This is a genomic window from Ruminococcus sp. 1001713B170207_170306_F1 (genome assembly GCF_015668065.1).
GTDB classification, from domain to species: domain Bacteria; phylum Bacillota; class Clostridia; order Lachnospirales; family Lachnospiraceae; genus Blautia_A; species Blautia_A faecis.
In genome coordinates this window covers 59,929-73,437 of record NZ_JADPEX010000010.1, presented here as the reverse complement: position 1 = coordinate 73,437, position 13,509 = coordinate 59,929, and the positions used below count along the sequence as shown (strand labels likewise).

The following is a 13,509-nucleotide window of genomic DNA, read 5'->3' as shown; positions in this document are numbered from 1 at the left end:
TTTTTGAGGAGTGTGAAATAATTTGCATAAGTTTAAGCAATGGTACCAGGATTTGAACCTGCAGTCCAGGTTTACCCTGGTACTTCTTTTGATCGTGTCAATTCCTGCGATTGCCATTATCTTCTTTTTTTATGGAAGAGCCTACGACATGGTAGTTTCCTATACGATCCGCCAGGAACAGGACCGGTCTGCAGAAACGGCGCCGTTGATAGAAGAATCCATTCAGAAAGTCCTGGATGTAAGTGAAGAAATTTCTTCCCTTGATTTTTACCAGACACTTTTTAAAAATGCCATAACCGACTCCTTCACGGATCTGGCAGATTCCCCGGATGCGGCATCTTTTTCCCAAAAGGTAGATCAGCTGATCACTGGTACACCTGTTACCAATGTCAAAATTTATATGGAGGTGTCAAAAGACTCTCCTTCAGACATAAATGCACTTTTAAATAAAGAAGACCTGAAAGATACTTTTCTATCTCTCGATCAGATCCGTGGAACCTACTGGTATGGTATTTTCCGCGGAAGCCGCGTTTCCCAGCTTTTTTGTCCCTCCTTCTATCTTGGTACAAAGGAACAAAAGGCATATGGAGATCAGGCATATATCACCCATGCTTCTGTGATCTATAACAACAGAACTTATGATGCTTATATGGCGGTCTATTATTCCGGTCATGACTTTCAGCAGATTCTGTCTGAGAATCTTACTCTGGACGGCAGTGTATCTTATATTATGAATGAGCGTAACAACCTGGTTTCTGCTTCCAGTGATTCTCTCGCCGGAATTTACTGGCTGGATTACGACAAGATCATGGAGTCCTACATGTCCTCCAACAGTTTCGTGGAGCAGGATATTCTAGGGAAAACCGTTTACGTTGGTTTCTACCGGATCAAACAGCCAGGCTGGTTTATGGTGACGGTACTTCCCTCCCAGCCCCTGATCAATCAGAGTAATATCCTGGTTTTGCAGTTTTTATCCATTTATATTGCGGTACTGGTGCTTGCCTTTTTGCTTGCAAGTACCTTGTCCAAATCCATTACAGGGCGAATTTCCTCAGTTATCAGTCAGATGAGGACAGTCCGCCACGGTCCTCCGGTTCCTATGGACAGTCCAAGCGCACACGATGAAATCGGTGACCTTATTGATACTTACAACTATATGACACGCAAAATGAACCAGCTTATGGAAAAACAGGCCCAGGCTGCTGAGGATCTGCGAATTGCCGAGTTTAATTCCCTTCAGGCTCAGATCAATCCCCATTTTCTTTATAATACCATGGATATGATCAACTGGATGGCCCAGCAGGGGCGCACCTCTGAGGTCTGTAATGCAGTGCAAAGTCTTTCCAGATTCTACAAGCTGACACTTAGTCGCAAAAAGGGAATCAGTACGATTGCCAAGGAAGAAGAACATGTTTCCATCTATGTTCACCTGCAGAATATGCGCTACCATGACAGCATTTCTTTCATTTCCGATATTCCGGATGAACTGATGGAATACCAGATTCCAAAGCTGACCCTGCAGCCTGTTATAGAAAATTCCATACTTCACGGCATTCTGGAAAAGCCTTCCAAATCTGGAACCATTGTACTTACCGGATGGATGGAGGATGGGGATATTGTACTTCTGATTTCTGATGACGGAGTTGGAATCGCGCCGGATAAACTGCCCGTGATTCTTTCCGGGGAGGGTACCAGTATTTCAGGTGGAACCAATATTGCGATCTATAATACTCACAGACGGCTTCAGGTGCTTTATGGCGCAGATTATGGATTGACTTATTCCAGCGATGTAGGAAAAGGAACCGAGGTGCAGATTCGGATTCCAGCGAAGAGGGATGAAACCTCTGGCGAAACGCCAAAGCCCCTGTAAACTGATGTTTTCAGCACCGTCTTACGCAGGCGGTGCTTTTTGTATGGAATTTCACAGAAGATAACAAACGGGAGAGTCCACAGACTCTCCCGTTTATTGAATATGAATATGTGTACAGACCATATAGATGGTCTTATTCTTGCTATTATTTACACAACTTTGAAAATTATCTTGTTACAATATCAACCGGTACATTGAAGATCTTTGCAACCTTCAGGATGGTATCAATATGTCTGCCTGTTGCAGCTGCCATATGATGTGTCGGGCCAGCTTCGCTCCAGCGGTTTACAAACTCTCTTGCGCCACATGTAAAACGAGTTCTCATGTTCGTATCGCCAAAGGAAAGGATTGGTCCTTCCTCGTTGATTCCCTCAGCAACAACGAATTTGAAGCGTCCGTCTCCATCCTGTGTGATTGCAAGATAGGTAACCGGACCTGTGTATGGATAGAACTGTGTCAGATATCCGCCGCCTGTTTTGCCATGGAACACTGGTACGATCTTCATGGTAGGTTTCTTATCAGAAATATCGGCATCACCACTTCCAGAATGACCGATAATGCAGATGTCATCATTGAAGTCAATGGAATACATCTCGGAAAGCTGGCCTGTGCCGGAAATTGTCTTCAGAATACTCATTGCCATGGCAACCTTCATATCACCCTCAACAGCACATGCAGTACCCTGTTTGATCAGCATAGAGAATGCCGGAATCAGCATACTGTCAAGGACACCAGCCTTGCCCTGTGCAAATCCGTCATAATGGGAAGCGATCATTCCAAGATGCTCGTCCTTTACCCATTTCTCAAATGCTACAACATATTTTGCCATATCCCATACTTTCTCAATTGTTCCGCCGCCCTCAATATCAAAGGTGTCCAGAATATCCTGAGCTTTTGCACGAATTGCATCCTCATCTGTGATATCATCCGCAATTGCCCACATTTTTTCCCAGTCAAACTGTTTGGTATAAAGGAACATTCTGTTATACAGGTTAGTCTCATCAATGTAAAGGTCCATCATACCTGGGTAAGGTCTTCCAATCTGGGCAATATTTGTGTCACGGAATCTTCTTCTTACCTGAGCTGCTTTACACCAGTCTTCAATCTCAGCCTGAACATCTGGATCTCCGCCTTCTACAACACCAGTGATAACAGCATGTCTCTTTCCAGCTCTCTCAAGGTCAGCAACAGCTTCTCCAACAGCACCGCAGGCATATCCTTCGCCGAGCCATGTAGCAATGTCTGTGTGATCGTAATCCAGAGCTTTCAGCTTCTGAACATTTACCAGAACAACCGGAACATTCAGGTCACGGATTGCAGGAAGCATGTTGTAGGATGTAGCGTAGGTTAACATCTGAAGGAAAACGAGATCAACGTCTGCTGCACGGAATTTATCCCCAGCAGCCATAGACTGTTCTTTTGTTGTTACCATTCCTCCATCGATGATTTCTACGGTATCCGGAATTGTTTTCTTAAATGCCTCGTACTGAGCCTCAAACTCTGGTACCAGTGAAGGGAACTGAGGCAGATATGCGCCTAAAGCAATAGAAAATACGCCAACCTTTGCTTTTGTGTTTACTAACATAGTAGTACCTCCTGTTTAATTTGATATATTATGCATCTGTGATTCAGGCTGCGAACATAACGCTTATTGCTCATAGGTTCAGAAACAATCTGTTTGCCCATATGCCACAGCTCATAACCACAAATGCCATTATACAAATGATCGTATATCCCGGCTGTTTTAACTTCTCATTAAGCCTGATATACCTTAATTCCAAAGGACTCATGAATGGTAGTACGAGCCTCTTCGATTGATTTAAACTCTTCTGCTTTTAACATCTGAGCGGTAATATTACCGATTGCAGTTGCCTCTCCAGGACCTGCATGAACCTCTTTGCCTGTTGCTCTCGCAGTCAGCTCATTAAGATAGCCTGCATTGGAACCGCCGCCAACTACATGGATACGACTGAAGGTTCTTCCTGTCATCTCTTCCAGTTCCTTTGCTGTCTTTGCATAGCACTCAGCAAGACTGGTATAAATAACAGTAGCAATTTCTCCTAAAGTTTCCGGAACCTTCTGTCCGGTTCTTCTGCAGTAATCTTTAACCTCTTCGATCATGCTTTCTGGAGAAAGGAAGCACTCATCATTTGCATCTACTCTGGATGGGAAATCTTTCGCTTCCTCTGCCATCTGACAGATTTCTGCAAATCCATATTTATCATCATATTCATGACGAACAGACTGGATCATCCAAAGTCCCATGATATTTTTCAGATAACGGAATCTTCCTGCATAGCCGCCCTCATTCGTAAAGTTCATCTCGCAACTCTTCTTGGAGCAGTCAGCTTTTTCTCTTTCAATTCCCATCAATGACCATGTTCCGGAGCTGATATAAATAAAATCGTCGTCGTTTGCAGGAACTGCAAGAACTGCGGATCCGGTATCATGTGTAGCCGGTGCTACAACTTCCACATCAAACCCAACTTCTGCTTTTACCTCTTCTGTAAAGTGTCCAACACTGGTACCAGGCATGATCAGCTTCTGGAACATTTTTCTTGGATATCCAAGTTTATCAATCAGTTCGTAATCCCAGTCCTTTGTTTCTGCATTTACCAGCTGACCTGTTGTTGCCTCTGTATATTCACAGGTTTTCTTGCCTGTAAGAAGATAATGGAAATAATCCGGTACATGAAGCATAGTTTCAGCCTGTTCCAGATATTCCGGATGTTTTGTCTTCACAGCCATCAGCTGATATACCGTGTTGAAAATTGCTTTCTGAATACCGGTACGTGCATAAAGATCCTCAAGAGAAATCGTCTTATATACTTCCTCATCCATACCTTCATTTCTGTGATCACGATATCCCACCGTATTTCCAAGAACCTTGTCGTCCTTATCCATCAGTACAAAGTCAACGCCCCAGGTATCAACACCCATGCTTACCGGAATCTTGCCGATCTCTTTACATTTCTTAAGACCATTCTTAATTTCCTGGAAAAGTCTGTCAAACTCCCAGCAAAGCTCGCCGTCTTTCTTTACCATTCCATTCTCAAAACGATGAACTTCCTCAAGCTCCATTTTTCCATTCTCAAGATGTCCAAGGATCAGACGTCCGCTGGAAGCACCGATATCTACTGCTAAATAATACTTTGTCATTTTATGAAACCTCCTCAATTGTAAAATTACGCTGTATGTATCAAGGTTCCTGTCGTATTGTCACACACAAATGTCTCATCGAACATTTTTCATAAACAATAACGTACAAATCCTGATGTTCCTCACACAGCTGCCTTTCTAATTGATGATATCATAGTACTATAATATCCATCAATAAATAAGAACCTTGTTTGTCTAAAAAAGTGTCCTTATTTGCAACCAGAATGTTCTATCCACTATATTCACCAAAAACCTCTCACATAAAGTATCCGGAAGATAGTGACAATATTTTCCGTGCTGCAATAATTCCTCTTTCACCCAGAAAACCCCCGGGGCAATGCCCCAGGGGTCTGTTTCATTCACAGTTTATAAACCTGCAAACATTGGACGTTGTGTCGTCTCTTTACTTTTTAATTAGTCGTAAAGGTTTGGAGCGATGTTTTCATCGTCGATGTTTGTAGAATCATACCAGTAACCAGCTGTAGGAACATCCTCAAGCTCAGCTCCGTTAGCAGCTGCTGTCAGAGCGTAGATTGCATAATATCCCATCATCAGAGGAGACTGTGTAACTGCACCAAGGAATGTGCCATCTGTTACAGCTGCTTTAATGATAGAACCAGCGTCGAAACCAACACCGATAACATCACCGTTAGCTGCGTCAGAACCAAGAACGTTCAGGTTAGCGTTAGCTGCAAGAACACCCTCTGCTGCAACCTGGTTGGAACCGAAGATTGCGATACAGTTTTCCTGGGAAAGGATAGCCTGAGCCTCTGTGGAGCAAAGCTCTACAGTTGTCTGTGCCGGAACTGCAACCTGGATAACAACGTCTGCGTCAGCTTCTTCAGCGTCAGCACCTTCTGCTGCGTTTACATAGAACTCATTACCTTTAACTGCTACTGTTTTTCCATCAGCTTTAATCAGCTCGATCATCTTATTGATGAATCCTGTACCACGCTGCTGGATGTTAAGACCTGTAGCATCCTGGTTAACCTCACCGATGATAACCTGTCCGTCAGCATTAGCGATAACGTCTTTGATTGCCGGATACATGTTCTCAGCTGCTACAGAACCAGCCTGATTGTTGTCTGTGCAGACTTCGCAAACTACAGATCCTTCCGGAGCATCAGCGATACCTGTATCAAATGTAACAACCGGGATTCCTTTGTCAACACATGTCTGAAGAGCTGCCTGAACAGAAGATGTATCACAAGCTGCAAGTCCTAATCCAACAGGATTAGCTGCGATAGCTGTATTGATCATGTTAACCTGGTCAGCGATATCGGACTCACTGTTTGGTCCCTGTGCTGTATAGGTAACCCCTAATTCTTCAGCTGCTTTGTCCATACCTTTCATAGCTGCTTCCCAGTATGTAGCCTGGAAAGATTTAACCATCATAGGGAATTCATAAGCTTCGTTAGCTGTAAGTCCTTCAAACTGATCTTCCGGAGCTGCCATAACAGTTGTTGCTGCTAAACCAGATACCATTGCTGCACAGAGTACTAATGCCATAACTTTCTTTGCTTTCATTTACTACTTCCTCCTTGAAATAAAAATTATATAGTTTTTTATGATGATACGTCGCTACACTCTCCGACGCTTCACATCCGTTATGAAATTGTTGCTGTTTACCAGCTGTTCTGCTTATAAACAGAATTCTGCTTTTCTTCAGGCTGACTGTCTGTAAGCCAGCCTGTATGTTTCAGTTATTAGTGTGCACTTTTTTTCTCTTTCAGGATATCGATCAATACTGCAACGATCAATACAACACCTGTGATGATCTGCTGCCAGTTTGCCTGCAGACCGACATATGGAAGACCGGTCTTTAACAGCATGATTACGAAAATACCTACCAGAGTTCCTACTACAGATCCATAACCACCGGAAGCTGCAACACCACCAACGAATACACCGCCGATTGCGTCCATCTCAAGTCCGGCACCAGTACCAGGCTGTACAGTAGGAGTTACTGCTGCGTATGCGATAGCTGCAAGTCCGGTAAACAGACCGCAAACTACGTATACCATTACATGGTAAAACTTAACATTGATTCCGGAAAGAGCTGCTGCTTCTTTGTTGGAACCGATTGCGATGGTGTAACGTCCGAATTTTGTATGATTCAGAACGAACTCCATCAGGATTACCAGAAGGATCATCCAAAGGAAACCGAGCGGGTAACGGGAAGCGCTTCTTCCCTGTCCGATTGTCAGTTTAAAGATGGAATGGAACCATCCGCCTGGCTGATTCAGTGTTGGCCATGGTGTAGCACTGCAAAGAGAACCAGCACCACGGGTAATCATACAGGTACAAAGAGTAGCAAGGAATGGCGGCAGATTCATGATACCAATGAGAACACCGTTCAATGCGCCGATTGCAATTCCAAGCACTACACAGAGCAGCATTGCTACTACTACTGGAACATTGTTGCTTCTTACAAGTGTTCCGCCGATCAATGCGTAACATACCATACCAGTTCCGATTGACAGGTCTACACCGCCTGTGATAAGCGGGAATGTAACACCGATTGCCATCAGAAGGTCATAATATGAGAAATCCAGCATACTCAGGATTGTGGTGTACTGTCTGAACTCCTTACTCATAAAGGAGAAAACAGCAGCCAGTGCAATGATAACCAGCAAAACAATAAATCTCTGATCACTTAAAATACTTTTTTTCTTCTTAGTCATGACGTCCTCCTTAATCGATATTCCGTGTCGCCTTATTCATGATGTGTTCCTGTGTAGCTTCAGAAATATCAATATTTCCTGTTACCTTACCTTCACACATAACGATGATTCGGTCACTCATTCGGAGAATCTCGGTCATTTCAGAGGAAATCATAATAATAGATTTTCCTTCTGCTGCAAGCTTGCTCATTAACTTGTAGATCTCGTTCTTCGCACCAACGTCGATACCTCTTGTAGGCTCATCGAAAATCAGGATCTCACTGTCACGGGTAAGCCATTTTGCAATAACTACCTTCTGCTGGTTACCACCGGAAAGATTCACTACCAGCTGGTCTGTAGAAGGAGTCTTGGTTGCAAGCTCTTTCACATATCTCTCTGTAACTTTTTTCTCTTTGGCTTTGTTGATGAATAAACCGTTGCAATATTCTTCCATGGTAGCCAGAGTTGTGTTCTCTGTTACAGATTTCTGAACAACAACTCCATATCTTCTTCTGTCCTCAGACAGATAACCGATACCATATTTAACAGCATCCTGTGGGCTGTTGATGGTTACTTCATGGAGCTGTCCATCTTTACCCATAATGGAAATCTTACCGCTCTGTTTCGGATCTGCCCCAAACAGTGCTCTGGCTGTCTCGGTACGTCCTGCTCCCATCAATCCTGAGAAGCCAAGGATTTCACCTTTACGAAGCTCGAAGCTTACATCCTGAACCATCTTGCCTGCATTCAAATGCTCTACTTTCAAAACAACCGGGGCATCTGGGGCAACCATGCTATGATCCTTCGGATCTTCGTAAATAACACGACCAACCATCATGTTGATAATATCTTCTTTTGTACTGTCTGCTGTGATCAGGGTTCCAACATAGCCACCATCTCGCATGACAGTTACACGGTCTGTGATGACCTTGATCTCATCCATACGGTGTGAGATGTATACAATACCAAGATTCTTCTTACGAAGGTCTTTGATGATTTCAAATAAATCCGCAATCTCCTTCTCAGTAAGAGCAGCTGACGGCTCATCAAAAATGATCACCTCAGCTTTGTGGGAAATAGCCTTTGCAATCTCACACATCTGCTGCTTACCAACAGTAAGATTACTCATTTTTTCTCTCGGATCGATCTCAATATTCAGATCCTGAAATAATTTTCTGGAATCTTCGATCATCTTCTTGTCGTCTACACGGATTCCCTTCTTCGGTTCACGTCCGATAAAGATGTTCTGTGCAACAGTCAGATCTCCGATCATATTTAATTCCTGATGTACGATTACCACTCCGGCATCCTGAGCTTCACGGGTATTGTGAAATTCTGTCTCTTTGCCTTTATATGTAATTGTTCCGGAATCCTTCTGGTAAATACCGGTAAGTACCTTCATCAGTGTGGACTTTCCGGCTCCGTTCTCTCCCATAAGTGCATGTACTTCACCGCGTTTCACTTCGAAATTAACATGATCCAGGGCATGAACTCCAGGAAAGGACTTATCAATATCCTTCATAGTTAAAATAACTTCACCCATTATCGAATCCTCCCTTATGATCAGTTCTTTCTGCGTCTTGCAGAAACGTCAGCGTAAACTGCTACAATAACAATGATACCTGTAATAATCATCTGCTGTCCTTTGCCAAGACCAAATGCCATGATTCCCTGCTGAAGAAGAGAGATGATAAATACACCGATTACAGTACCGCCGATGGAAGCAAGTCCACCAACCATGGATGTACCACCCATTACACAGCCTGCAATTGCCTCGTTGTTATACTGATCGCCATATCCTGGCTGAACGGTTGTATAAGTAGCTACAAAGAACAGTGCTCCGATTCCTACCAGGAATCCACAGATCACATATGCAAGCATTCTCCATTTTCTGGTATTGACACCAGAAAGACGAACTGCCTCGCTGTTAGATCCAAGACAAAGGATATAACGTCCTGGCTTTGTATTGTAAAGAACAATACCGCAAACCACTGCCATTCCAAGGAAGATCACAAGACCAACCGGGAATCCATTATAAGATGCGATATTACGGAACCATCCGTTTACCGGATCAGAACTCTGCGGCCAGCTGACTGACTGTGTCTTGGTAAATACAGAAGCAATGCCTTTTGCAATGTTCATGGAAGCCATGGATACGATAAATGGCGGAACTGACATATAAGAAACCAGCCATCCATTAAATATACCAAATGCAAGACCAATGAGCACACACAGAACCATGGCAGCTGCACAGGGAACTCCATAAGAAGTCATGCAGTAACCGGAAACCAGTGCACAGCAGAACATAACCGGTCCGATGGAGAAATCAATTCCTCCTGTAGCAATTACAAATGTTACTCCAAGTGATAAAAAGCCCAGGAAGTATACATAGTTCAAAGTAGATTTGATACTGTCGCCAACAGGGAATTTACTTCCGAGTACTACCTTGAAAACTACGAACATAAGAACAAGAATACAAACAAGCATGATTCTGTTCAGGCCGAGCTTTTTCACAATTGGATTTTGTTTTAACTTTTCCAACTTTTCACCCTCCTTGATTTTTTGTTATTGTCCAGGTTTACCTCACTCTTCCTGAGCAATAACTTTTTGCACTCTCTGCGTTTTCTATATAATACCTTGAATTCTGCACAATTGTAATAGAATATTTTCCAGAAAAAGGTTAAATATTTACGGTATGGTCATAAATTTTTAACCTTTTATGTGAAATATGCACTAACACTTTACCGTGTAAAATCAAAAAACCTCAAATTCAATCCTTTTCATACATAAGAAACGCAAAAGGATCGAACCTGAGGTTCCACTTTATCTGGCAGAGTATATTAAAAAAATCTGGTACAGCATAAATCAGGTAACTCTTCCGCAAAACGTGCAGCTGTGAAGATACAGAACAGTTACAAAGTCTGTTTTATGGTATTAAATGGAAAGATCAGCTTTTCAATTTCGCTGGAATACATATTCTCCGGAGTTACAAGCTGGCAGCCGGAATTTACATTCTCATCGTAAGGTTTTCCCTGCAGCATACGCACAGTCTCCGTTACACCCAGATAGCCCATCTTAAACGCTTTCTGCACAACAATTCCCTTGAAGACACCCTTTTCCATAAGCTGAACCGCTTCCTGGGAGCTGTCTACCCCCACTACCTGTATTCGGTCTTCCATGTCATGTTTCTGTACCGCCCGTGCTGCGCCTACAGAAGAATATTCATTCATTCCTGCAATCATTTCAAGATTCGGATATTTCTCCATCAGTTCTTCTGTAAGCTGGGAAGCCTTATCAAACTGGGAATTACAATATACTACGTCTACAACATTCTTATTATAATCCCCCAGACCTTCCCGAAAGCCCTGTTCTCTTTCGATTGCAGTGGAAACACCTTTTACATGGCTTACAATTGCAATCTGGGAATCCTTATTTAAAAAAGTTCTGGCATATTCCCCAAGCTGCTTTCCTGCTTCCAGATTATCTGTGGCAACTGTCATATCCTGAATATTGCTCTCTGTATAGGAATCTATAAATGTGATCTTGATTCCCTTATCTTTTGCCTCCTGCAATAATTCATCGGAAGCATCAAAGCTGGAAGGGGAAAACAATATTGCATCCGGATTTTTCTCAATGGCCTCTTCCAGAAGTTTATTCTGTACCTCCACATCCTGTTCTCTCTCCGGTGCCAGCACTTCCAGTTCTGCACCGCATTCCTGCGCCGCCATTCTTGTCCCGGAAATCAGGGATGTCCAGAAGTCATTGGTTCCATCCTCTGTTTTCGGTATGTAAATTAATGACCACTTTTTGTTATTATTTTTTTGACGAATATAAAGCATTCCTCCGGAAACCAGACACACCGCCAGCGCTATGCATACAAGCATAAGCCATTGTTTACGCTTTTTCATGATGTTCCTCCTGCTCGATCGGAATTACCACTGTTACAGTCGTACCTTTTCCTTTTTCACTTTTATAGCTCAGACCATATTCCTTTCCATAGTACATACAGAGACGTCTTTGAACGTTGTATACCCCAACACCATTAGAACGATAATTGACTTTATGCTTCTCAAAAATTCGGTTCAGGGTCTCCTCATCCATTCCCACACCGTCATCTGCTATTTCGATAACTGCATTTCCATCTTTCTGGTATCCGTTAACAGTAAGCATCCCCTTCGATTCCTTATATTTAAGGCCATGATAAATTGCATTTTCCACAATCGGCTGAAGTACAAGCTTCACTATATGCACACTGTTAATAGATGGATCCACATTGATCGCAAATTCCAGTTTATCCTTATAGCGCATTTTCTGAATGGTGAGATAACTCTTCACATACTGGATTTCCTGGCCGATGAGGACCGTCTCATCTTCGTTGCTGATACTTTGCCGCAAAAGCCGTGCCAGAGAAGCGGTCATCAGTACTACATCTTCATATTTCTTCCCTTCCGCCATCCAGATAATGGAATCCAGCGTATTATAAAGAAAGTGTGGATTAATCTGGGACTGAAGGGCTTTCAGTTCACTCTTTCGCTTCAATTCCTGTTCATGGACATTCTGTGCCATCAGATCTTCAATCTTGTGGGTCATCACATTGAATGATGTGGTAAGACTTCCAATTTCATTCTGGGAAGGTATGACCAGATCATCTGCAGCCTTGAAATCACCTTCCTGAACCCTTTCCATAGAATCACGAAGCTTCTGAATCGGAAGAGTTATGCTTCTGGCAATAAAGCTGGAAATAAGCATGGCGATCACAACCAGTACAATGGCCGTCATTACATATATGTTATTGGCTTCTTTGCTGCTCTTTAAAAGCTCTGCCATATTCATGCAGCCAACAATCGTCCATCCAGTTATCTCAGAGCGGGCAAGTGTATAGATTTTTTCGTCATCTCCCTCTCCTGTTACTACCGTATCTGTGTCGGCATTCATAACAATATCAATATTCTCCGTCTGAAGCTCATTATACAGCTGCTGCTGACTTGGATGATAAACGATGTTCCCATTCTGATCCAGAATAAATACATATCCCTTATCCCCAATGCTGTTCTGATCACAGAGCTCACTGATGGCGCTGTAATTCAAGTCAATAAATACAACGCCGTCACTGTTTCCCGTGCCATAGAAATTGTGGACTTCGCGGCTTAAAGTAATCACCCACGGACGCTGGCCCTTGATCACATGCTGGACATGGGAAGAGCTGAGACAATACTGATTGTAATTATCTACCGCATTGGTGTACCACTCCTGCGTGGAAAGATCCAGATCCGGATTGATGGCCTGATATCCGCTGTTTATGAGCATAACCCCATCTTTTTGCACGATTCCGATGTTGCAGATATCATCACGTCCTTTCAGTATCGTACTGAATTGTTCCAGAAGACGTTTCCTGTGTCCTTCTTTTACAGCCTCATCCTCACCGATGCGCTGGTACAAAAGCTGATACGCATCCTGGCTTTTTGCAATAACTGAGGCAATATTATCCATATATGTAATATACGAATCAACATTCTGATTCAGCTGATGTATAATGGTCTGGGTATAAATGGCAGAGTTCTCATAAACTGTAGAATTCGTATATCTTACTGATACTGCAGTCGCTGCAAGCACCGCACAGAGAACCAGAACAGAAACAGCCACAAATATAGTGCTTTGAATACTTTTAAAGCCTTTAAGAAATTTTCGTTCTCTTTTGTTTTCATTCATAGGCTGCTCTCCCTTGCATTTTCTCATTCATTTAACTTTTTATTTTTCATACCTTTCATCACTGATTTCTGCAGAAATAATCCACCTGCTGGCAGCAAATCTCTTTAT

General features: G+C 42.9%; 9 protein-coding genes. 1 reads left to right on the top strand and 8 read right to left on the bottom strand.

Annotation, left to right across the window (positions count from 1 at the left end):
- The first annotated feature begins 22 nt into the window (after window positions 1-22).
- Complete coding sequence (locus I4V84_RS08260; protein ID WP_195476940.1) at window positions 23-1,870, top strand: histidine kinase; 1,848 nt, start codon at window positions 23-25, stop codon at window positions 1,868-1,870.
- 166 nt (window positions 1,871-2,036) lie between these two features.
- Here the strand turns inward: I4V84_RS08260 and I4V84_RS08255 are convergent, their stop codons facing one another.
- The 8 genes from I4V84_RS08255 to I4V84_RS08220 all read right to left on the bottom strand — a co-directional run bounded on the left by I4V84_RS08255 (window position 2,037) and on the right by I4V84_RS08220 (window position 13,401).
- Window positions 2,037-3,455 carry an arabinose isomerase gene (locus I4V84_RS08255; RefSeq protein ID WP_173717089.1) on the bottom strand — a complete coding sequence of 473 codons (1,419 nt, stop codon included), beginning with the start codon at window positions 3,453-3,455 and terminating at the stop codon, window positions 2,037-2,039.
- A gap of 170 nt (window positions 3,456-3,625) precedes the next feature.
- Window positions 3,626-5,029: a rhamnulokinase gene (rhaB, locus tag I4V84_RS08250; protein WP_118577746.1), complete on the bottom strand. Its 1,404-nt coding sequence runs from the start codon at window positions 5,027-5,029 to the stop codon at window positions 3,626-3,628.
- A gap of 414 nt (window positions 5,030-5,443) precedes the next feature.
- Window positions 5,444-6,556, bottom strand: coding sequence for a substrate-binding domain-containing protein (locus I4V84_RS08245; RefSeq protein ID WP_173770685.1), 1,113 nt, complete (start codon window positions 6,554-6,556; stop codon window positions 5,444-5,446).
- A gap of 179 nt (window positions 6,557-6,735) precedes the next feature.
- Entirely contained in the window at window positions 6,736-7,713 is a 978-nt protein-coding gene (locus I4V84_RS08240; protein WP_173770686.1) for an ABC transporter permease, read from the bottom strand.
- A gap of 10 nt (window positions 7,714-7,723) precedes the next feature.
- On the bottom strand, window positions 7,724-9,235 hold the full coding sequence (locus tag I4V84_RS08235; RefSeq protein ID WP_148461187.1) for a sugar ABC transporter ATP-binding protein: 1,512 nt from the start codon (window positions 9,233-9,235) through the stop codon (window positions 7,724-7,726).
- Window positions 9,236-9,255: 20 nt separating this feature from the next.
- Window positions 9,256-10,233, bottom strand: coding sequence for an ABC transporter permease (locus I4V84_RS08230; RefSeq protein WP_118577750.1), 978 nt, complete (start codon window positions 10,231-10,233; stop codon window positions 9,256-9,258).
- 371 nt (window positions 10,234-10,604) lie between these two features.
- On the bottom strand, window positions 10,605-11,600 hold the full coding sequence (locus tag I4V84_RS08225) for a substrate-binding domain-containing protein (protein ID WP_187565038.1): 996 nt from the start codon (window positions 11,598-11,600) through the stop codon (window positions 10,605-10,607).
- On the bottom strand, window positions 11,587-13,401 hold the full coding sequence (locus I4V84_RS08220) for a sensor histidine kinase (RefSeq protein ID WP_187565039.1): 1,815 nt from the start codon (window positions 13,399-13,401) through the stop codon (window positions 11,587-11,589). Before I4V84_RS08220 ends, I4V84_RS08225 begins: the two co-directional genes overlap by 14 nt.
- Window positions 13,402-13,509 lie beyond the last annotated feature (108 nt).

Bases quoted from the DNA above. Each gene is read 5' to 3' on its own strand.
- I4V84_RS08225 (WP_187565038.1), bottom strand. From the start codon at position 11,600: ATGAAAAAGCGTAAACAATGGCTTATGCTTGTATGCATAGCGCTGGCG.
- rhaB (WP_118577746.1), bottom strand. From the start codon at position 5,029: ATGACAAAGTATTATTTAGCAGTAGATATCGGTGCTTCCAGCGGACGT.
- I4V84_RS08235 (WP_148461187.1), bottom strand. From the start codon at position 9,235: ATGGGTGAAGTTATTTTAACTATGAAGGATATTGATAAGTCCTTTCCT.
- I4V84_RS08220 (WP_187565039.1), bottom strand. From the start codon at position 13,401: ATGAATGAAAACAAAAGAGAACGAAAATTTCTTAAAGGCTTTAAAAGT.
- I4V84_RS08245 (WP_173770685.1), bottom strand. From the start codon at position 6,556: ATGAAAGCAAAGAAAGTTATGGCATTAGTACTCTGTGCAGCAATGGTA.
- I4V84_RS08255 (WP_173717089.1), bottom strand. From the start codon at position 3,455: ATGTTAGTAAACACAAAAGCAAAGGTTGGCGTATTTTCTATTGCTTTA.
- I4V84_RS08240 (WP_173770686.1), bottom strand. From the start codon at position 7,713: ATGACTAAGAAGAAAAAAAGTATTTTAAGTGATCAGAGATTTATTGTT.